This window comes from Acinetobacter junii, from assembly GCF_018336855.1.
GTDB lineage: Bacteria > Pseudomonadota > Gammaproteobacteria > Pseudomonadales > Moraxellaceae > Acinetobacter > Acinetobacter junii.
Window position 1 is genome coordinate 1,890,973 of sequence record NZ_CP059558.1, and the last position, 22,981, is coordinate 1,913,953.

At 32.9% G+C, this 22,981-nt stretch carries 18 protein-coding genes and 1 pseudogene; 8 read left to right on the top strand and 11 right to left on the bottom strand.

Translation table 11 applies throughout. The features are described 5' to 3' along the window. Window positions 1–32 precede the first annotated feature (32 nt). The 4 genes from H2677_RS08935 (at window position 33) to H2677_RS08950 (ending at window position 4,956) form a co-directional block, all read left to right on the top strand. On the top strand, window positions 33–764 hold the full coding sequence (locus H2677_RS08935; protein WP_212638345.1) for a fimbrial biogenesis chaperone: 732 nt from the start codon (window positions 33–35) through the stop codon (window positions 762–764). Between the two features lie 62 nt (window positions 765–826). Next, the gene (locus tag H2677_RS08940) at window positions 827–3,379 is read left to right on the top strand and encodes a fimbria/pilus outer membrane usher protein (RefSeq protein ID WP_212638346.1); all 2,553 of its coding nucleotides are present in this window, start codon (window positions 827–829) and stop codon (window positions 3,377–3,379) included. Continuing rightward, the gene (locus tag H2677_RS08945; protein WP_212638347.1) at window positions 3,376–4,392 is read left to right on the top strand and encodes a fimbrial protein; all 1,017 of its coding nucleotides are present in this window, start codon (window positions 3,376–3,378) and stop codon (window positions 4,390–4,392) included. Before H2677_RS08940 ends, H2677_RS08945 begins: the two co-directional genes overlap by 4 nt. Window positions 4,393–4,662: 270 nt before the next feature. Further along, window positions 4,663–4,956, top strand: a complete 294-nt coding sequence (locus H2677_RS08950; RefSeq protein WP_212638348.1) for a type 1 fimbrial protein — start codon at window positions 4,663–4,665, stop codon at window positions 4,954–4,956. A gap of 50 nt (window positions 4,957–5,006) precedes the next feature. Here the strand turns inward: H2677_RS08950 and H2677_RS08955 are convergent, their stop codons facing one another. Beyond that, the gene (locus tag H2677_RS08955; protein ID WP_004954769.1) at window positions 5,007–6,035 is read right to left on the bottom strand and encodes a hypothetical protein; all 1,029 of its coding nucleotides are present in this window, start codon (window positions 6,033–6,035) and stop codon (window positions 5,007–5,009) included. Window positions 6,036–6,464: 429 nt separating this feature from the next. Between H2677_RS08955 and H2677_RS08960 the strand changes: the two genes are divergently transcribed. Continuing rightward, window positions 6,465–7,712, top strand: a complete 1,248-nt coding sequence (locus tag H2677_RS08960; RefSeq protein WP_100535263.1) for a tyrosine-type recombinase/integrase — start codon at window positions 6,465–6,467, stop codon at window positions 7,710–7,712. Between the two features lie 200 nt (window positions 7,713–7,912). Further along, window positions 7,913–8,298: pseudogene (locus H2677_RS16055) on the top strand (PPC domain-containing protein). 336 nt (window positions 8,299–8,634) lie between these two features. Here the strand turns inward: H2677_RS16055 and H2677_RS08970 are convergent. The 4 genes from H2677_RS08970 to H2677_RS08985 are packed head-to-tail and all read right to left on the bottom strand — an operon-like array spanning window position 8,635 to window position 11,323. Continuing rightward, complete coding sequence (locus tag H2677_RS08970) at window positions 8,635–8,925, bottom strand: hypothetical protein (RefSeq protein ID WP_212638349.1); 291 nt, start codon at window positions 8,923–8,925, stop codon at window positions 8,635–8,637. Between the two features lie 11 nt (window positions 8,926–8,936). Continuing rightward, a complete protein-coding gene (locus H2677_RS08975) occupies window positions 8,937–9,302 on the bottom strand; it encodes a hypothetical protein (RefSeq protein ID WP_104489485.1) in 366 nt (121 codons plus the stop codon). 18 nt (window positions 9,303–9,320) lie between these two features. Continuing rightward, window positions 9,321–10,199 carry a hypothetical protein gene (locus H2677_RS08980; RefSeq protein ID WP_212638350.1) on the bottom strand — a complete coding sequence of 293 codons (879 nt, stop codon included), beginning with the start codon at window positions 10,197–10,199 and terminating at the stop codon, window positions 9,321–9,323. An 11-nt stretch (window positions 10,200–10,210) separates the two neighbouring features. Then, window positions 10,211–11,323 carry a hypothetical protein gene (locus H2677_RS08985; RefSeq protein ID WP_212638351.1) on the bottom strand — a complete coding sequence of 371 codons (1,113 nt, stop codon included), beginning with the start codon at window positions 11,321–11,323 and terminating at the stop codon, window positions 10,211–10,213. Window positions 11,324–11,771: 448 nt separating this feature from the next. Between H2677_RS08985 and H2677_RS08990 the strand changes: the two genes are divergently transcribed. Beyond that, window positions 11,772–12,308, top strand: coding sequence for a tyrosine-type recombinase/integrase (locus tag H2677_RS08990; protein WP_228301642.1), 537 nt, complete (start codon window positions 11,772–11,774; stop codon window positions 12,306–12,308). A 338-nt stretch (window positions 12,309–12,646) separates the two neighbouring features. Beyond that, window positions 12,647–13,737, top strand: a protein-coding gene (locus H2677_RS08995; protein ID WP_212639600.1) for an IS4-like element ISAba33 family transposase whose coding sequence is annotated in 2 segments (ribosomal slippage) — window positions 12,647–13,187 and window positions 13,187–13,737 — 1,092 coding nt in all. Because the reading frame shifts where the segments join, the coding sequence is not laid out codon by codon here. Between the two features lie 346 nt (window positions 13,738–14,083). Here the strand turns inward: H2677_RS08995 and H2677_RS09000 are convergent. The 6 genes from H2677_RS09000 to H2677_RS09025 are packed head-to-tail and all read right to left on the bottom strand — an operon-like array spanning window position 14,084 to window position 22,466. Then, on the bottom strand, window positions 14,084–14,470 hold the full coding sequence (locus tag H2677_RS09000; protein WP_212638352.1) for a hypothetical protein: 387 nt from the start codon (window positions 14,468–14,470) through the stop codon (window positions 14,084–14,086). A 10-nt stretch (window positions 14,471–14,480) separates the two neighbouring features. Then, complete coding sequence (locus H2677_RS09005; protein ID WP_212638353.1) at window positions 14,481–15,143, bottom strand: HNH endonuclease; 663 nt, start codon at window positions 15,141–15,143, stop codon at window positions 14,481–14,483. A 20-nt stretch (window positions 15,144–15,163) separates the two neighbouring features. After that, entirely contained in the window at window positions 15,164–18,316 is a 3,153-nt protein-coding gene (locus tag H2677_RS09010) for an ATP-binding protein (protein WP_212638354.1), read from the bottom strand. Between the two features lie 24 nt (window positions 18,317–18,340). Further along, a complete protein-coding gene (locus tag H2677_RS09015) occupies window positions 18,341–19,309 on the bottom strand; it encodes a hypothetical protein (RefSeq protein ID WP_212638355.1) in 969 nt (322 codons plus the stop codon). A 1-nt stretch (window position 19,310) separates the two neighbouring features. Beyond that, window positions 19,311–21,593, bottom strand: coding sequence for a dynamin family protein (locus H2677_RS09020; protein ID WP_212638356.1), 2,283 nt, complete (start codon window positions 21,591–21,593; stop codon window positions 19,311–19,313). A 12-nt stretch (window positions 21,594–21,605) separates the two neighbouring features. Continuing rightward, the gene (locus tag H2677_RS09025; protein ID WP_212638357.1) at window positions 21,606–22,466 is read right to left on the bottom strand and encodes a dynamin family protein; all 861 of its coding nucleotides are present in this window, start codon (window positions 22,464–22,466) and stop codon (window positions 21,606–21,608) included. Between the last annotated feature and the right edge of the window lie 515 nt (window positions 22,467–22,981).

Here is a 22,981-nt window from a genome sequence, read left to right on the forward strand (position 1 = left end):
ATAATCTTCCGCTTTTTCAGAGAATGTAAAACATGTCATTTCACGGTTGTAATTTTTTGTCTGGCTTAGCACTCTGTTCGATGATTGCCACAGCTTCGCACGCAGAAATTGTTATTCATGGTACACGTGTCATTTATCCTTCTGATGCCCGTGAAGTAACATTACAACTTAGTAATAATGGCTCTAAACCTGCTCTGGTCCAAGCTTGGATTGATGAAGGTGATCCTAAAAGTACTCCTGATCAATCAAAAGTACCTTTCATGATTACACCACCTATTTCACGTGTTGAAGCGACAAAAAGTCAGACGCTCAGAATTACAGCTCTGCCAAATGCCTCTACGATAAATCAACAACAAGAATCTGTACTCTGGTTAAACGTACTAGACATCCCACCAAAGCCAACGGCTAAAGGTGGAGAAACAGTACCTGATAATTTTTTACAACTCGCAATTCGTTCTCGAATTAAATTCTTTTATCGCCCTTCAACGATCAAAGAAGATGCCAATTTAGCTGCAGATAAATTGCAATGGCAAAAGTCTGGGCAAAGTCTTGTGATTAAAAATCCGACTCCATTCCACATCACGATGACTTCTATTTTCCAAGTGAATGGCGATAAAAAAGTCGATTTATTGCCTCAAGGCCTAATGTTAAAACCTTTTTCAGAAGATCGTGTTCAATTAAAAACGTCATCTACTGAAAAAATGAGTTTTATCAATGTTAATGATTACGGTGGACGCGTCGAAAGACCAATAAAGCTCCAATAATCATTCATTATTTCTTATAACCAATAATTTTAAGTACCTATACCATATAGGCGAATTTTATTATGTCAAAACGGCACGCACCATACAGATTATTAAAGCGTCATATTTGTTTTTACCTTACATCAGGCATAATCAGCATGACTATGCCAATCATGGTTTACGCAGATGAATCTGCTCCTAATAATGCCACGGAGGCTGAGTTTGACTCATCCTTCTTGATTGGTGATGCTCAGAAAATTGATATTTCACGCTTTAAATATGGTAACCCTGTTTTACCAGGTGAATACAACGTTGATGTCTACGTGAACGGTCAATGGTTCGGTAAACGCCGTATGATGTTCAAGGCGATTGATCCTAAGCAAAATGCAACAACATGCTTCAATACAAGTACGTTACTCGAATACGGTGTTAAACAAGAAATTTTGAAACAGACTCAACCTATTCAATCAGCTAATAACTGTATGAAAATTGAAGAATGGATTGACGATTCGTTTTATGAATTTGATACTTCAAAATTACGTGTAGATATTTCAATCCCACAAGTTGCATTACAAAAAAATGCTCAAGGCTATGTAGATCCAAGTATCTGGGATCGTGGTATCAACGCTGGTTTTCTATCATATAGCGGCAGTGCTTATAAAACATTCAACAACAATAGTGATAATAAAGAAACAACTAATGCATTTATGGCTTTAACAGCTGGTGCAAACATTGCTGGCTGGCAATTACGCCATAATGGTCAATGGCGCTGGCAAGATCGCCCGACCGATAATGAAAGTAAATCAGACTATCAAGCGACAAGCACCTACTTACAACGTGCTTTTCCTAAATATCGTGGCGTACTTACCTTAGGTGATAGTTTCACAAATGGTGAAATCTTTGACTCTTTCGGATATCGAGGTGTAGATTTTTCAAGTGATGACCGAATGTTGCCGAATAGCATGCTCGGCTATGCCCCTCGTATTCGCGGAAATGCAAAAACGAATGCTAAAGTTGAAGTACGTCAACAAGGTCAACTGATTTACCAAACTACAGTTTCACCAGGAAGTTTCGAAATTAATGACCTCTACCCAACAGGTTTTGGCGGTGAGTTAGAAGTATCGATTATTGAATCAAATGGTGAAATACAAAAATTCGCTATTCCTTATGCATCTGTAGTGCAAATGTTGCGCCCTGGTATGAGTCGCTACTCTGTTACTGCAGGTGAATTTAGAGATAATGATATTAATCTCGACCCTTGGGTTGTACAAGGTAAATACCAAAGAGGTATCAATAATTACCTCACTGGTTATACAGGTTTTCAAGCAACTGAAAAATATGCTTCAGTATTGGCTGGTGCCGCATTTGCAACACCAATCGGAGCAATTTCATTAGACGTCACCCACTCTGATGCTGATTTTGAAAGAAAAAAATCACAAACGGGGCAAAGTTATCGACTGAGCTACAGCAAGTTGATTACACCAACGAATACAAACCTCACACTCGCAGCCTATCGTTATTCGACAGAGAATTACTACAAATTACGTGATGCAATTTTAATTCGTGATTTGGAAGATCGCGGTTTGAATAGTTACGCTGTGGGTAAACAGCGTAGTGAATTTCAAATCACCTTAAACCAAGGCTTACCTGATGGTTGGGGTAATATCTATATGGTCGGCTCATGGGTGGATTACTGGAATCGCAACGAAAGTAGTAAGCAATACCAAATTGGTTATAGTAACAATTACCAAGGACTAACCTATGGTATCTCAGCGACAAACCGCCAAGTAGATTATGGATCTAGTAATCAAACAACTGATACAGAATACTTGATGACACTCTCGTTCCCATTAAGTTTCAAAAAACATTCAATGAATGTGAATGCAAATGCTTCAGAAGATTCGAGAACAGTTGGCGTGAGTGGAACTGTAGGTGATCGTTTCAGTTATGGATCATCAGTCACACATCAAGATCGCAACAATCCTACGCTTAATGTAAATGGTCGATATAAAACCAATTATGCAACAGTGGGTGGATCTTATAGTGTTGCAGATTCATATGAACAAGCCATGGTTAGCGTTTCAGGTAATATTGTTGCACACAAAGATGGCGTGTTATTTGGGCCAGAACAGGGTCAAACGATGGTTCTTGTCTATGCCCCTGATGCAGCAGGTGCTAAGGTTAATAATACGACTGGATTAAGTATTAACAAGAAAGGTTATGCAGTAATACCTTATGTGACACCTTACCGTTTAAATGACATCACTTTAGATCCTCAAGAAATGTCGACCAATGTTGAGTTAGAAGAGTCTAGCCAGCGAATAGCACCATTTGCAGGAGCTATTTCAAAAGTTGATTTCGCAACCAAAACGGGATATGCAATTTATATTGCGACTAAAACAGCTACAGGTGAAAACCTACCATTTGCAGCTCAAGTTTTTGATCAAAATAATGAGTCTGTTGGAATAGTTGCACAAGGTAGTATGGTTTATCTTCGCACACAAAAAGCAATTGATCGTCTCGTTGTAAAATGGGGTGACGATAGTACTGAACAATGTGAAATAACTTACGATGTTTCATCTCAATTACAGAAAGATCAAAACAACTTAATTATGACTAAGGCGGTTTGTAAATGAAGAAAATACTAATCACTGGTGCTTTGTTGACAACTGGTCTTAGTTTTACAAGTTTAGCGAATGCATCTTGTACTCTCAGTTTTGGGTTTACAACTGTTGATATATCAATGGCTGTTGGGCGTGTTGTGGTACGTCCAAGTGATCCAGTCGGAAAAATTCTAAGAAAAGCGACATTTCCGATTACGCCTAATGGTTCTACTTTACGTTGTAATTCTAGTTCGGATCGAATTTATGCAGATTTGACGCAGAATTATCCGATCAGTTCTCTAGGCAATAGCATTTACTCAACAAATATTCCAGGTATCGGAATTCGCTTATATCGTGAAGCAGAAAATGCATCTAACTTCTCTGGTTATTATCCTTATTCAAGAAATGTTTCACCAGGAACAACCTATAGTTTAGCTCAAGGTTATTTTGTAGTTGAAATCGTGAAAACGGCTGAACAAACTGGTTCGGGAACTCTTGTACCTGGACGTTATAGTACCTATTACGTTACAGGAAATAATACTAGGCCATTTTTAACAAGTACTGTCTACGGTAATGCGATTACAATCGCATCATCTTCTTGCGAGATACAAGGTAATATCAATAAAGTTGTTACTCTTCCAACCGTAACAAAATCTGGTTTCACAGGTGTAGGCTCTACACAAGGCGCACAAACATTTGATATGAATATCTTATGTAATGGTGGAGACAATCCGACGGGTTATGAAGAAAAAAATCTCATTAGCTTAAGTTTTGATTACGTTCAAGATGGTACGAACAATCAAGTTATGCAAAATACTGCACCAGCATCCACAAAGGCGAATGGTGTAGGTGTGCAGTTACTTTGGAACTATAACAATAAAAATCAAATCATTAAGAAAGGCGACAAACTTGAATTGGGCACGGTGAACTCAAATCAAACATTGCAATACAATGTTTCTATGACTGCACAATATTATCAAACTGCCACTAACGTCACTGCGGGGACTGTACGAGCAATGGCGACTGTGACCATTGAGTATGATTAATTTAGATTGATCTAGAGTTTCCATTCACCTCAAATTATGTAAATTTAATTTGAGGTTTTTTTATTTTTTAATTACTACATCACAGATTAATTAAAATAAGAAAAATAACGCACAATAAATTGAAATTTGAATTAAAAAACAATTCAGCATTAAAAATGCTAAACACAACACACTTTTAAAATCAAATTAATCAAATAGTTAAATTAATATTGCCTAAATTATATTTTTTATGATATTTAATAATTAATACATTAAATAAAGGCATAAAAGATGTATAAAATAATATATAAACTTAGCTTAATAATAGCTTTCTTAGGATTAGGTTCAATTGCGAATGCAGCAAATACGATTCAATTCAAAGGAAACATTATAGAGGAAACGTGTTCAATTTCACAAAAAACAAAAGATTGTGAAGGATTAAGCAACATTAAAGACAATATTAAAGTGAATACTCATAATTTATCAAGTCTGATAAATGAATCACAAAAAAATGAAACTATTGAAATTAATTTAGTGAAGGAAAAAGACCAAAACAAAGCTGTATTAATGGTGAGTTATTATTAATTTATTTCATTCAATAAAAAAAGCTCATCACGCGATGAGCTTTTTAGTATTTAGGTCTTTGTTCCCTTACATACAATATCCGCTATTTTTCCAGCAGATTCATTAAAAATATAAATTAGATTTGGATCTGTAACACATACTGATGCCTGAAATAAGTCTCTCACAAATATCCAAATATTAAATTGAGTATCTTGCTGTGAACTACTACGTTGAGTTTGAGCATATTGGTTCGCTGCATTCGTGAAAATGCTGCTCCATTTTTGACCAAACCCCTCAAGCTGAGCTTCCGAATACCCTCTGAGATCGATTACTTGATCAACACGAGTGGAGTTGGGACTGTAAATCACAATAAATGGACCAGTTGAGTATGCAATACTCGGATGTAGCTTATTCAACTCACTTGCAGCAAGTGCATAATCATAAACCGCTAAAATCTGCTGACAATCAGCTGTATCTTGTGGAATCTCTTGGGATACTGGAACTTTCGTAACAACTTGCTCTTCAATTGCTACATTATAATAGTTAGACATTTCCTCGGTTGTCTCTAGATGCACAAAGCCTTTACACAACGCCATATTCAATTTTTTTGCGTTTATGCTATTTCTAAAAAAAATAGCTGCGGAAGGACGAATACTATTCGCTACTGGAGGTAAATCCGCTAAAGTTGTGGTGAATTGACGAGACATGTAATCACTGGAACTAATAGGCACTGCTGGAGCAATCACCATAGCTGGTGGTGGAGGTGCTGGCGCTGCAACGGGATGGCTAATAACAGTATGAACTTTTTCGATAGTATTAACTTTACATCTACTACCAGACTCAAATTCGATTTCAGTTAGACCAATCAGCTTTGTTTTCTTAATATCTTGATCAACACCTAAAAACTTAACTTTGTAGGTAGTACTATTATCAGACACAAATTTCTGACACTCTGGAGACTTGATATAAGCAATTCTTTCTTCTGTTATGAAAAATAAATCCTCTCCATCTTTCTCGAGAGTACCAGACACCTCAGCAAAACTTGAACTTGTTAAGGTTGCAAGAAGCACACCTAGCCATATCCTTTTATGCAATAGCATTACACCACCCTAAATAAATTTACATTTTGTAGCTAATTTAATACACAAGCATTGTTATTGAAATTAGAACGATGAGGTTTTTTGAATTATTAGTAATCATTTTTATTAATAAAAACATTAAAACTAAATTATCAGATCAATAATTTGTTCTTATTACTTTCATATTGCTTACATGAAAATTAGATATTAAAAAACCACTTAGGATTAGTACACCTAAGTGGTTGTTTTATATGGTGGGCCCACCGTGACTTGAACACGGGACCAACGGATTATGAGTCCGTTTACATGGCAATTAAAAATCAACAAGTAACAGATATAAAATCAATACTATCATATATTTATATAATTTTAAAATTTTATTATTCACTCTTTTTGTTGATTAATATATATTGATTTTGCTTACTACTTGCTTACCAGACGCTTACTAGAATGAAGTTAACAAAACCTGCTATTGATAAAATTGATTGCTCAGACAAAAATAAACCAACTTTTTTTTGGGATGAGAAAACCCCAGGATTCGGTGTTAAAGTTACACCTAAAAATAATAAAAGCTACATCTTCCAAGGCCGTATTGGTCTTCAAAACCGTCGTATCAAAATTGGTGACGTTGATGTATGGAAATTAGATGACGCTCGTAAATATGCACAAGAATTGGCGATTATGTGCCACAAAGGGATTGACCCATTAATCGAGCGTAAGAAAGCTTTAGCTGATAATAAAGAACTGCTAAAACAAGAAAAGCGTAAAACTATTAAATTTAAAGATGTATGGTTTGAATATTTAAAAGCAAGACAACCTAATTGGCGACCAAGAAGCTATCAAGATCATATCGAATTATCTAGAGGTGGTTACGATCCTGAAAAAAATAGTATTTATACTAATCAACCCATTTATCAACTGTTTGAGTACAAGCTTTCTGAATTAACTGCAGATGTGTTTTGTGATTGGCTTGATCAAAATGACTATCGTCCTACAACATCAGCTAAAGCATATCGACTCACACGCGCTTTTCTGAATTGGTGCGAGGAACATGAAGACTATGAAAACTTAATACCTCCAAAATCATATAACGCCAAGAAGGTTAAAGATAAAGTCCCTTCCTCCAAAGCCAAAAATGATTGTTTGATGAAACAGCACCTAAAACCATGGTTTGAAGAGGTAAATAAGTTAACTAGTAGAAAAATTGCGATTTTTTTGATATGTAGTTTAATCACTGGTTGCAGAAAGAATGAGCTACTTTCATTAAAATGGACAGATGTCGATTTTCGTTGGAAAACAGCAAAAGTCAGAGATAAAATTGAAGATGAAGGTCGCCTAATCCCTCTAACTGCATATGTTGAAAGCTTATTATTAGAACTAAAGAAAAATTCTGATTCTAAATTCATATTTAGTAGTAAGGGCGCTGAATGTGGCCATATTGTTAATCCTTACGATAGCTTAGAGAAAATATGTAAAAAACTAAATATTGAACTTACTCCCCATGGATTGAGGAGATCATATAAAACGTTAGCTATTTGGGCAAAAATCAATGAAGGATCTTTAGCACAGATATCAGGTCATAAACCTAGTGCATTAGTTGAAAGGCACTATATCGTACGACCTATGGATATGCTACAAGAAACACTACAAGAATATGAGGATTGGATTTTGCAACAAGTACGAAATGGCATTAATTGAGCCTGTAAATTATTTTGTGTAAGTTCCATTTTTTATAAATAATCTTTTAATGGATCATCGAACTGAATCGTAAACCAATTAATTGCTAAACGCCAATTTTGGATTCGAGTTTATTACTTATGTTACTATGTCAGGAGCGATACAAGAATTAAGGTAACCTTAAGAAAATAGCGAATACGAAATTACTAGCTAGTGCTTTTATGGCCCTAACTTTAACTATGCTTAGCCCTGCCGTACTTGCAAATGATAACAATGATATACGAAAGACTGTTGTAGTTAAGTTTGCTAAAAAAGCTGACCCTGCAAATTATTACGGAAGGCTAGATGGATACAAGTATGATTCCTACAAATTTTATGCTAAAAAAGGGCAAAAGTTAAGTTGACTGGAGGAAATGTTGAAACTTACTTATGGGGTAATCAATTAAAAGACTCCATCAATCTTGGAGAATATTCTCCAGAGCTTGATGATAATGGTATTTATATTTTACCTGCTTCAGGTGAGTATGAAATTAGAGTATTTCAACCTAGATCACAAGCAAGAAAAGATAAAAAACCTCAATACTGGATGAGTATTAACATCAAATAAAGAATTGCTAGATTCGTTTAAGTTTTAATACAAGGGTTCAAAAACTATTGCCAGTTAAACTGGGGCGTGATTTTTACGTGTATGTGTTTATGTTAGTAAAATGATGTAGTTTACTTGTTTAATACCCCGAGGAATAATTTAATCTTGCTGTCCGTTAGTCACGTTTCTTTCTTTCAAAAGTTGATTATATCTTTCAACGTAACCTTCGTGATATTCAAACTCTTTTGATAGGAATTTGCAGGGAAATACTTCTCTTTGAAAGACTATACCAATGAAATATAGAAAAAATATAAAAAAATCAGAACCCTAAAGGTCTGATTTTTTAATCTCTATCATTCATGACCCAATATAGTCACCTTCAGGAGACCATTTTTCTTCATAACTAGGATACTCCTCATCATCCTGATCATAATACGTATCCTGCTCGTAATAAGGCTCATTTTGATAGAAATCGTTATGCTCATAGCTATAAGGCTCATAATTATCTTTTTGATAATCATCGTCTTTATCGTCCGATGAAAAACATGAAACCAACAAAAAGAGGATAAAAGCCAATCCTAGAAGCATTTGGAAGATTTCCCAAGCCTTTGCTAAGACCTGCTTTATTCGAATCCACAACTCAGACACATGAAAATCCACTATTTCATCAAGCGTAAGAACTGAGGATTGTTCACCTTCATTTGCAGATTATTTTTGTATTCTTCAATCGTTCCTCGAGCACAGAAACGTTTACCAACCATGCCATCAATGCGACCAAAACGCTCTTCAAACCATTTGTAGTTATTGTCCCAAACTAAAAGCGTTAGCGTTTGATTCGGATACTTTCGATCAAGATTCAAATAATGGCGATTTTCAAAATGTTTAACTTCTGCCAATTGACCACAAGCCATGACTGTCTTACCAACATGGAACGGTGCTTTAATTGCCTCAATTTTAGCTTCCTGAGCGATAGTGCTGACACTTGCTAAAGACAGTAGAGACGTGACTAAAATTTTTTTTAGCATGAGATACACCTTACTTATTTAATGATTAGAAACCTGATTTTCTGGAGAACGAATAACAATTTGAGGAATACCTTTGTAGCTTTCGATTAAGCCAGAGATACAAATATTGCTATCCTCTGATGCTGGCATGATGTTGTTTGACCACATCACCGCGCTGAATTTATGTTTTGGATATTGTCCACCAAAATTGATATATGTTGCTTTTGCTGTTTGTGAAATTTGACTGACTTCACCACAGACAGTCGTATTTTCCCCAATATATGCATCGGCTTCATAGACTGAAATCTGACTGGATGACGATAAATTTGTATCGTCTATATTTCCTTCAAATGGATTTGCGACAGTCGGTTCAACAATCTCTCTTAGTTGAGCAACAGGTTGAATTTCAGATGGTGTACTTTCTACCTGTTGTTTATTGGCTACTACAGGATTAAATCTCTCAGGTAAATTTTGATTTTCCTGACCAATTAATGATTCTTCTTGTGACGGAACAGTAATTTCATCTCCTATTGAAGAAGTACCATAATCTGCTTCAGACCTTGAATCACTTTTCAAAACTATCAAGTAACCTACTATCAAAACGATGAAAACAATTAGGCAAGCAATCATAGCCTTGTAGTGCTTATTCTTACGCATTTGTTCTTGGTAAATAGGATCAAGCCCAGCTTGCTTTCTCAGCTCTAAGTCTTGTTCAGCTTTCTGTCGCTGTACCTCTAGCTCTTGTTCAGTTTTCTTTCTCTGTTCTTTTAAGGCTAATGCATCTCGTTTTTTCTTTTGCTCAAGATCATATCGCTCTTTTTCTTTCAGCTCCTGATAGGTCTCTGAAAAAAAATTGCAAATACTTAGAACAATCATGACTGCTACGAAAATTGCAAAACCAATAGCAAATTCAAACATTCTGTTTCTCTTTAAATGATTTGTTCCAATGAGCCAACAATCATCTGCGGTTTACCCTTGTACTCTTCAATCATCCCTTTCACGCAGAGTGTATTATTTTCTACGTTTTGAAGTTGTTGACTGACATCCGAATTATTGTTCCAAATCACAACAGTAAAGGTCGGATTAGGATAAGGTCGATCAAAATTCAAATAAACTCCTTTAGAGAATTTTTTGTATTGTGCAACTTGACCACACACAACTTTATGCTCACCGACATATTGTGAGCTTTGTGAAGCTTCAATATAGTTCTGAGCAGGACGATGAGCACTTAAGTCATTTTCCTGTTCTGAAAAACCATCAGAAGACTGAAGTGCTAAAATCTCATTGTTTGGAGTTGTTGTTTTTGACTGAACATAGACTACAGCACCGAGTACAATTGACGCCATTACGCCAGCACCCATAAGAACATACTTACGTATTTCTTTTTTGACTGAGCCTAATTGTTCATTTTGTTGAACTTTGATATCCGTTAATTCTTTCCGAACTCTCTCGAGCTCTTTCATATGGTTCTGCTTGAAGGTGTTAAGACCACTACGGACTTGACCCAGCTCACCTGTTATATCAACTGATTGATCTTGACTGTCTTTGACTCGGAGTCTTTCGTATTCTGCAATTTTTGCTTCATATTCTTGAATGAGGCTTTGAATCTGCTTCTGCTTTGAAGCATCAGTAATTTGTCGATTTGCTTGTGCTTTTAAAGCTTGACGTATTTCAGAAATGACTCGTTGCTGTTGGTTAAATGCTTTTTTATTCGTATAACGCAACACAATACCAAACTGTTGGATCAAATCATTTTGGCGTTCTAGGAAATCGTTAAACTTTTCATATCCTTTATTATTGATTTTGGCATAACCATCTAGTTCAATCGGTAGTTTATAACCTTTTGTTTCGTTGATAATCATGAAATCGATATAGCGATTACCTGCATTACTGTCTTTAAATGGAAATTGAGCAACAACATCATTGGGCGTAATTTCTGGGATTTGGCTTAAAATTTCATCGACAAATTTTTCTTCATATCCGACGATATGCTGAATTTTGTATCGATTTTCGTATTTCCATTTTTGCCAATCTAACATCATAGTTAACCAAAATTATTATTTAACCAATTAAAGACTTAGAATAGTCCGTAGAAACCAACAAAAATATATGTCTATAGTGAATACAATGAGACTTTTCTTATTCACTATCGATAAGACTTCATTGCGCTACCATTTTACTTTTCAAGTATTTTTAGGCAAGTGTACGTGAGAACACATCGACTTCAAATGTTCAAATTAAGATCGATATATACTGCATTTAAAACTTTCTGAATTAACATCAGATATTTTCACCAATTGGTTAGAGGCTAATTGTTATCGACCAACAACTACAAGTAAAGCATATCGATTAGTACGAGCCTTCTTAAATTGGTGTGAAGAACATGATAATTATGAGAACCTCCTTCCTTCCAAATCCATCAAGGCCAAGAAAGTACGGCAAAAAGTTGCACCAGTTGAGGCAAAAGCTGACTGTCTAACTAAACAGCAATTGCCACTCTGGTTCAAAGAAATTAGTAAATTACAAAATAAAAAACTAGCAGCATTCTATATATGTACTTTAATCACAGGATGTCGTAAGAATGAATTGCTAACACTGAAATGGCGCGATATCAATTTTAAATGGAAAACAGCTAGAATTATCGACAAGGTTGAAGATAGTGGAAGAATCATTCCTATAACTACTTATGTTGAAAAGCTCTTATTAGATTTGAAACGATCCTCTGACTCAGAATTTGTATTTAGCAGTTCAAACTCAGAAACTGGACATATTATTAACCCCTATAAGAGTTTGAACAAAGTTTCCGAGCAGTTAGGAATAAAACTTACCCCTCATGGGCTTAGACGCTCATATGAAACCCTTGCAATCTGGACAAAAATTGACAAAGGTGTATTAGCTCAAATCGCGGGTCATAAACCTAGCGCCTTGGTTGATAAACACTACACTGTAAGACCAATGGATATGCTTCGAGAAGCATTGCAAGAATATGAAGATTGGATTTTAAAAACTTCAGTTTCCACATATTAATATTCAATGCTTAAATGACCAAAAACATTGCTTTTATAGATTCAATACTGCTTCACGATGAGATTACCTATGTCTATGATACAAGGAGAATTCTACCTTTTAATAATATATCTCTAACTAACTCTAACATTTTAAATTTTTAGTGGGTTTTAAAAAAAATGAAAGCATATAAAAAAGTCACGTATATTCGTGGCTTCTCTTCATAACATTAGATCATCAGTTAATACAACCAGAATAATATTGGAATATTTTTTTATTAAACTAATTCTTTGTACACGACAAAAAAAGATAACTCATTGAAATAATGGCATAATAATTGTTTTCTGACGACGAATATGATGACACATTTCAATGAGTTATATCTCATCTTAAACAAATATCTAAAGTGGAACAAGTCACATGTAAAATGTTTTACACTGATTATGCTTGCATTAATTGTAAAACAGACATGTAATCTTTCTTCTGCATCTAAAGCCTTACCCATCAAGTGCTTACCACAATCATTTTATCGACGTATACAACGCTTCTTTGCAGATCAGTATTTCGATTATCGTCAAATTTCTCAGTTAATTTTCAATATATTTTCATTCGATAAAGTCCAATTAACTTTGGATAGAACCAACTGGAAATGGGGAAAACGAGATATCAATATCTTGATGTTAGCCATCGTCTATCGTGGAATAGCGATGCCTATTGTTTGGACATTGCTCAATAAACGTGGAAATTCAGATACAAAAGAGCGTATTGCTTTGATTCAACGCTTTATCTCCATTTTTGGTAAAGTTCGTATTGTGAATGTGTTTGCAGACAGAGAATTTATCGGTGAGAAATGGTTTACATGGTTAATTGAAAATGACATTAACTTCTGTATACGTGTTAAAAAAACTTTATTGTGACCAATCACTTAGCCAAGAATCATAAAATTAGTGATTTATTTCGTCATCTTCAAGTTGGTCAAACTGAATGTCGTAAACGACGTATTTGGGTTGGTCGAGTGAAACTGTATATTAGTGCGCTACGATTAGAAGATGGAGAACTTTTACTTGTTGTTTCTCCTATGTTTAATGCTTCTGCTATTCGTGATTATGCATTACGCTGGGAAATCGAAACGTTATTTAGTTGTCTCAAAGGACGTGGATTCAATCTTGAAAATACTCGTTTAACAGACCCTAGACGAGTCAAGAAATTGATAGCAGTGCTAGCTATCGGTTTCTGTTGGTGCTATTTAACAGGTGAATGGCAACATGATCAGAAAAAAGCGATAAAAATAAAGAAGCATGGACGACTTTCAGTAAGTTTATTTCGCTACGGTTTGGACTATGTTCAAATGGCTATTCTACGTTTGATTGGTTTTGGAAAAAAAGAAGAATTTAAGAAAGTGCTAGCAATTTTAAGAAAGAAAAAGCCTGATAGGACAAGGGTCCTATGAAATTTGTCGTGTACAGAGAAACTAATTAATAAAAATTTAGCTGAAGCATAATTAATCATTTAACTTAACAATTAGATTATTTTCTAATATTTAAGCTTAGAAGTATATTAAAATCATATATAAAACCACCCCAATAACAACTGCTTAATCAAGCCAAACAGTACTTTATCAAAAAGCTTTGTACAATATTTTGGATTTTAGTACTTTCAATTTTATATAAAATTGAAAGTACTTTGATTTAAAATCAATCTTCAAGTTTTTCTAAAATATAATATTTAATTTAAAACTTAATAGAAGCTTAAAAATAAATAAAGCATTCAAGTCAAATCAATCAAACATTAAAGTATTAAAGAAAAAGATCTTGATTTTTTATGACTTTATTTGGATATAGAATAATAACAATGCCCTGATCGATATCCCAATTACAATCACAAATCAATCCAATACTTCCATCTCTTTTAAACAATAAACTAGTTGGAGTAAACTCTGGATTTTGAATACTCTCATTTAATACATATTCAGACATTAAATCTAGAATGTTTTGTTCATATCTAGACTGTTCATGCATAAATAACTTATAGCTTTTCAGTTGTGCTTCAGAAATATTTTCTCCTTCAAAAGCCTCAAAAACTAAGGGAATTTCATAAGTAATTTCATTGATATTTAAGTTAATTAGCTTAACCCAACCATAATTAAACTCAAAAACTCCTACTTCTGTTTCTAAAGTTTTCATTACATCTCCCTTATTTATTTAATTCACGTTTTTTCGCAGCAATACCCCCTTCATGAGGAATATTATGATGGACCTCACCTGGAACTAATTGCATTGTTTTACAATCCTTACACTCATGCCAAGTATAATTGTTTTCTCTGCGCCAATCTGCTACTTCTCTTGGTGAAACATCCCATTTCTCAGCTAAAGCAGTATCGGCTTTGTTAAAATTCACACGTCGATCTATTGTAAAATCATCAATTTTAACTTCATCTTTCATTACGTTACTAAAGTCAGGTTCTCCATCTTTAAATGTAACCCCTTCTATTTCATATTTATCTAAAATCTCCCCCCAAGTTAATCCATCGGGATTACCACTTTTTTTATTCATAGGGTCAGGGATTTTTTCGCGATTAGGCTCCCACGTCGAATTACCAGGTTCGCCTGCCCATGAACCATTTAAATTACCATTTTCATCTTTTTCTCTAGGTAAAAAACCTTTTTCAACAATTTGACTATTATTTTCAATTGTACCAGAGTGATACGAATCACCAGTTTTATAAATTGGTTGATCTAATTTAACTAAGTCATATTCTTTTGATGTAGAGGAAGAATCTTTGTACCAAACGTCCTTAAATCCTTCCACGTCATTTGTTCTTTCAAAAGTATTAGCTAATACTGAAATTAATCCCAAAACTCTCTCCTATTTCTGCCTTACAGCATCAACTGATTTTGCGTATGATCTGTCCACATTTGATATGCTTTTAAATATCCACTGTCTACATTCGTTAAATACTTTAAACAGGCATGTTTTAATTCAGTTTTTAAGATAATATCTTGACTAAAAATATATTTATTTAACTCTTGATCAAAATCATTAATATCAAATGATTTTTTAAGTAAAGGCTCTAACACAGTTTCCAAATTTAAAATTTTAACAATATATTGACTAATCCTTCCAAAATCTTTAATAGCATCAAATTGAAGTTTGCCAAGCTGATATATTTTCACCAAATGCTCAATTTCCATACGTAGGGCGGTATCTGGGATAAAACATAAAGTTTTTTTCAGAAACTCAATATCAGGTTGAATATAGTCTTCAGGTAAACGTTTACCTACATACAGCAAGAAATAAACGACTGCTTTTTGTATTTCCTTTATTTTTGGAATATTTTCAATATTTTTTTCAAAATTATACTTATAGTGATCTTGAGAAAAATAATTAATTTTACATAATATTGGCTCTAACCAGTTACTTTGATGCACAATCGCCACGCCTTGTGGTAGCTTTGAAATTTCTTCTAATTGCTCTTCTTTCAAAGCAACTGAACGACCAACAACTTGACGATCTTGTTCCTCTGGTAATCTTAAAATAATTTTCGTATTTGTATTCCTAACTGCAGAAATATCCAATGCATTTGGTGATTGATCAACGATAATAAAACCTTGCCCATATGTACGCATTTCAGCAATAGATTCACTTAACATTTCAACCGATTTACCAACCAAATTACTCGATTCCATGGATTGGCTTATATTCGTTCTTTTTAACAAATGATGAGCTTCTTCTAATACAGCAACATGTCTTAAATTAGAATTCATGTCCAGTTGTTGACTTGTTCGATATTCATTTAACTTCATTACCAATATTCCCATAATGAGTGACTTGGTTTCTGATGAAGCTACTCTACTTAAATCTACAACCACATTTTGGTCAAATAATATCGAACTATCTAATTCATTTTGACTAAATAATTGCGCATTAAGACCATCTGTTAAAGACATTATACGTGTCTCTAATGACCCAATATAATTTCCTTTAACTTCTTCAGAATATTCTGAATTTTGAATAATCTCTTTTAAAGCACAAGCAACATCGGTAAAAGTTGGAAATAAATTTATTGATCGAATATTTACAGACTCATCTAAATCCCAACCTACTCTTTGATAAGCTTGTAAAATAGACTTTTTCAATATGACAGGCATAGCCGCATACATCGGCCAACACACATTAAATATTTCAATTAAGCGATCAACATGTTCTAGAACATGGATCTCGTTAGGAAAACTAAAAGGATTTAACTTTAATAAAGTTGCTTGTCTAGGATTAGTTCCATAAACAGAAACATCATCATAATTACCAAAAACGTGTTTATATTCACCTTTCACTGGTTCAATAACCAAGAATGGAATTTTTTGCTGTCGTAAATTATTTAAAATTGTATATAAAGTATTACTTTTACCTGATCCCGTAGATCCACAAACTAAAGTATGCTGTGTTAATTGCTTGTTATCTAAAACTACTTTTCGGTTAAAATCCTTCCATAAATGACGTAATACACCTAATTCAACACCTGTTTTACCCTCATATTGAACATCATTTAAATATTGGATCGATCGTCCAAAAGGAACTGTTTCAACCACACTAACACTAGAGGTAGAGTGTTGAGGTAGATTCAATGTCAGCGCTATCTCTTTTGTTGATAGCAAAGTTGTCGGTGTAACAAAGGGAACCTGTACATCTAGTTCTGCAATTGGTTTTAATTGTGGATGTTGTAAATTTCTTAAATATTTTAAAACTAGTGTCTTCTCTTTATGTCCCCAAGTAGTGATCATTGAAGCCTCACAACTTGATTCATCACCTTTCATAAGCCCATAATAAATACTCCCTAATGCATGTGAAACTGTCGGAGTCTGGCCTATAAAATAAGCTGCAAAATTCCAACCACCAAAAGATTGTATTTCATCTAGTCTTTTTAAATTTTGATCAACTTTATTAAGTATTTGTTGAACAGATTTATTTTGAAATTCAATTGTATTTTGCTGACTTGTACCATGTGTTTTACCATTAGTAGTACTTGTATTCTGCATTTGTGCATTTGAAGATGTTTTTGTCTGATTATTACTTTCTGAAGTGTTTTCAGACTCAGTGTAACTTTTTCCTTTTGTCTCAGAAGATGAATAACCTCCCCCTATATTAATCCCCATCCCAAGTGGTGCAATAGATCCACCTTTACTACTTGAAGAACCAGTTTGATTACTTTCATTAGTGCCTTGTGTAGTACTCTGCCCTTTTGTTTCAGTCAAACCAACACTTTGTGCTAAGGTTTTAGTTATACCTGTACTTAATGTTTCAGCTACATTGTCAGATTCTTGTTGAGAATAACTAAAAGTTTTTTTGGCATATGGTGATATTTGAGTATATATCTGCTCATAACCTCTACTAATGGTCTGCAACACCTCTTCCGCAACAGATTCAGCTAAAATAATCGCCTGATAAACTTTACCTTCCGCTGCATCAATAAAACGCTCCATACCTTGCATAAAGTTTTCACGATTATCAACAGAAAGAGAAGGTATTGTTGTAACAGCTGTTACCCCTGTACCTGCATTATTTTCATAATTAGCTGTATTTTGAAAAATGTCTAAAAGAGCTATATTTGTTACAGTTTTAAGATCACTACCTGAGAATTGCCCTTCAAAAGTTGCTTTTAACAACTCTCCAGCACTATGTCCTTCAAAACTACCACTTTTACTTTTTACCCCCAGATATATCTGAGTAGTATTCCCATCACTTTCTAATATAAAAAATAAACTATGTTCGGATTTACCTAATGCTGTATAAATCGCAGTAAGACTTTCTAATACAGATTGTTTATTATTCTGAACCAATCTTTCTAATTTAAATAAGCGCACCTCCGCACTTAAATTAATATTTTCAATATTAAAAGTAGGAAGAATAGACATGTTAGGTAAATCAGGTAAATAACTCTTATTAATCATATACTCTGCAGAATATAATGATTTTTCAAGATTATTTTCTCCTATTAAAAGAAGTTCCGGTGATTTCATTACCATATTACTCATTTTCTATTCCCCCACTCTAATTGTTTATTTAAATTTTGATTTCACTTTTTCAATAAGATTGCAACTAACTTCTTTCATCTTACTTAAACTTTCAACCAGCATATCAATCAATTCATCTAAAAGGCTTTTTGATTGTCCCGATTGTCCCGATTGTCCTGATTGTCCTGATTGTCCTGATTGTCCTGATTGTCCTGATTGTCCTGATTGTCCTGATTGTCCTGATTGTCCTGATTGTCCTGATTGTCCTGATTGTCCTGATTGTCCTGATTTTTTGGTTTCTGAAATGAATTGAAAATCACTCTCGCCTTTTTTTCTTAAAAAGTCACGAACATCTAATAAATGTTTATAGCGATCGATTGAAAAATTCGTCTCTAATGCTGTATTCTGCGAATGAAAATAAAGAACTGTCCAATTCTCTTGATCTAAATCAATCGGATCATTGTTTTCATCTTCGAGATATTCATTAAATAATTCAGGATACTTCGAGTGAACTAAAGACAATAAACTTGTTAACTTATCTATTGGCTTACTATTATCTAATAGCAGATTTAACAAACTAACTTTTAATGTTCTCAAATCTTTTGCTGAAAACTCTTCGAACAATTGTTTCACAGAACTTTCATCATAAGGTTTTCTTTGCATACTCTCATCACTTGAATTTCCAACTGAGTCAGCAACAAGACTATTAGATTGCATATTTATTTTAGATATAGAATCTGAAGTACTTACAAAACCTTCAGCTCCTATTTCTATTAAAAATATTTTTATCTCAATAGTTCGCTCCAACCGAACATGACAAAAGTTTTTTTCCAGTTGAATTAAGCTTTTTTCAAAATCTTCCTTATCATAACTATGACTTTTATCAATCAACTCTCCCCAAACTTCATTATAGTCCTCAAATTCAACTTCACGTGTTTCTAGGTTTTTTAACTCTTTAGGATCATTTGAGTTCGCTAAAGTATTTAAAATTTCATCTTTAATATTATTTACCATCTTAGTGACTACCTTTAATCATCAATGTGCTATTTAATTCTGAACGAAAATCTTCAATCCATTTCAATTCTTGTTTTGCCAAATTAATTGCATGTAATCGCTTATCTTTATCCTTTATTTTTTCTGTTAACTCTAGAATTACAGAATCGAATTGCTTATCAAATTCAGCCGACATAAATTTCACATAAAGATCAACAATGTCATTTGCTCCATGTTGTATATGTTGCATTCCATCCTCAAGCAATTGATCAAAAGGCTTTCGTAGTTCTAAACTTCTTGCCTTCCACAATTCATCTAAAACTACAGATTCTCTTTCTTCTGTAATATCAACTAATTTTTTTCTGCCCCAAGAGAAAGGATTCCACCAATTAGAATCTTTTACCTCTCTTTGCCCAACAACTACGCGTCTTGTTTTAATTTCACTATTTGTCGTCTTTACAATACTAATATCAAGATTTTTAAACTTATCTTCTAATCCAGCTAATACAGGAAGCTTTAAAGCTTTAACATCTTCAAAGATTGATGCCACATATTTTTGATATTCCGAATTTAAATTAACTCGAATATTTTCTTGCATTACTATATATGCTTTATCTAATTCATTGATTACTTCTTTAAATTTAAAACTTAAATTATTTTCAATTTTATCTAACTTCATATTTGCTTGATCAACATTAACTTCACCTCGCATGGTGTTACCAGCACTCAAAAGTGTTGCTGAAACATCAATTCTTAAATCTTTTATTCTTTTATGAATATCGTTAGGTATTTTATTTTTGTTGTCTTTTAACTTTTTCTTGTATGCTTCCGTTTTAAACCCATGATTTCTCTTTTCCTCTAAAACATTGATAGCATTTAAAGTTGTTTGTAATTCAGCTTCATTATCTGCTAAAGATAAAATTATCTCTTCTTCATTCAATGCCAGCTTAATTGCTTCATCAAGTGCTTCTTTTGCGCGATTCAAACGATGAGGAAAATTATATTTTTCAATATATTCATCAATCATCATTTCTACAGCAGGAATACCACTATTTTTTAAAGCTAGATTTAATTCAGAATTTTCTGTAAGTTTTAAATTTTGAACTTTAGATGAGACTTTTGCAGTTAAAGGCATGTATTTAATAAAGTTATAATCTTCCTCTAAAAATTGATCAATATAGTCATTTTTTTTACGACGTTCACGACTAGTAAGACTTTGCTCGTTATTTCTCATTAATCGAGCAGCATAAGCTGATATAGGATAAACTAGAGGGTCTTGAATACCATTTTCTTCTAAGTAATCTCTAACATTTTTCAAGGCTTTCTCTAGAGATTCTTTCTCCAAATCAAATTCATCGCACTTATTAACAATAAATATAAATCTATCTTTTGCTTGCTTTCCTCCCCTTTTAATTTCTTTAGCTACTAGTCTTAATAAGTTTTTATCATCATTAATACCTAATTGTGTTGCATTCAAAATATACAAAATCAGTGGGCTTCGCTGAGAATCCTGGATAAATGACATTGTTAATTGAGCATGAGAATCATCACGACTATTATTTGGTCCAGGAGTATCGGTTAATACTAAACGAACATTATCTCGTTTTTGCATTCCATAAATAGGGCCCTCTATATCAATAGTATGTGTATCTATTTGGTCATTCCAATTATTTAAAACATCACTATTTAATTCATGATTTTCATCTAAAATTTCTCCATTCTTATTACATCTGGCACCCCAATATTTTTCAACTTTAGTATCAAATATCTTTGCAATAGTTGCTGTTGTCGCCTCATTTCTTGCTGGTAATAGATCAGTACCTAACATTGCATTAATAAAAGTAGATTTACCGGAAGACATTGTTGCTACAACATATGCATCAAAATCATTATTAAATGCTTCTTTTAAAGCAACAGAAATTTTTGAATTATTTTCTAAATAACTCAAAAATTTTGGATTTTTTTTTGCCTTATCAATCATTCCTTGGATTTTTTCCAAACGAATATCTACGCCTTCCACAGATTGATAGGGTGCTAATAGAATATTAGCACCATACTCTGAATTGGCTTTATCAATCTCTTCTTTTATATCAATATAATCAGATTCAAGACCAATAAAATCTATATTTATATTAAAATCATAATTAAAAAACTCATACAAAATCTTAGGTAATTGATCCACCCATAATTGTAGTCTTCTATATTTAAAATCAGATAATATATTATTACCTGTCAATTCCTTACCATCTATAAAAAAATTTGTTTCTATCGAAAATGGATTATATTCAATTAAAATACTGTTCAATTTAAATTACCCCTACTTATTTAATTCGTGAATTCTATTTTTCAAATAAAATTCAAAATATGGAAAACCAGTTTTACAATAAATTTCATTTAAATATTTCAAATCTTGAAAATCTTCACCTAAAAATCCGAATCTATTTTCTACTTTTACGTTATTAATCATATTGGGTGACAAAGATATCAATTCAGAACCTAGAATATCTTCACTCTCATCAATTAAATTCAATAGATCCCTTCGTTCTTTACGGGACATTTTCTCTTGATAAATTAACTTCTTTATAAGTAAGGCTCTATAAGCACTTACGCCAAAAATCACAGGATTATTAAATCCAAGTTCATTTAAGTATTTTTCCAAATTTATTTTAAAATTTTCTATAGATTCATTTTCCAAATCAAAATCATCTAATTTATTTACCAAAAATATTATTTTATTACTTTTTACATTCTTATAAATAAATTTTAAATATTGAACATCATCATTAATAAAAGGTTGTGTAGAATTAATAACATAAATTAAAAAATCAAATTTAGAATTTAAAATATAATTATAAGATAGATTCTTATGATTATTATCCCTACTATTGTTTGGCCCGGGAGTATCTACAATTACTAAATTTTCATCAATATTAAAATTACCTTCTATAAAAATCTCATTAATTTTTTCATTACTATTTAATTCTCTTATTTTTTCCGGGGCAATATCGAATACTTCTTCAACTAATTTTTTACTCTCACCGTAACATCTAATTAATTCTTTGTTACTTGATCTTATCTCTGTAATTGTTGCCGTTGTTGCTTCATTAGCTGAATGTAAAAGCTCAGTACCCAGCAATGCATTAATGCATGTAGTCTTTCCAGCACTCATTGTTGCCATATACACGACATTTACTTTTTGATTTCTCACTATATCCCTCTTAAAAAACAAAGTAAGTATTTATTTTAATTAGATAATTAACGAAAAAATTATACTATTTTTTTTTTACTATTTCCTTATAAATTCTACTTTTTTTATATTTTTACAATTAAATTAAATATTTTTAAAAACAATTATTTAGGAGACTAATTTTATTCGTCCCCATATCTTTCAGTAGATCTCCTTCATAAATTTGAAAAATTGAATAACTTCCCCTCTCTTAAACAAATTTTGCTTGTCTTACGAAACAATGTTTCTCATATCTTAAATTTGGATATTTTTATCAAGTTTTACTTCTTACATAACTTATTCAAGACAGCCTTGAATTCCCAAAGAACTATTCAATTCAAGAACCTCATATGCAGTGTTGATTTCTCAATTTAAATCTAGTTTCCCTAAAAAGTACCTAGTTAAGATAAAGAGTCTAATTGACCTCTATTTCACCTAAGCGTTATAGGTAAATATAATTTGGAATC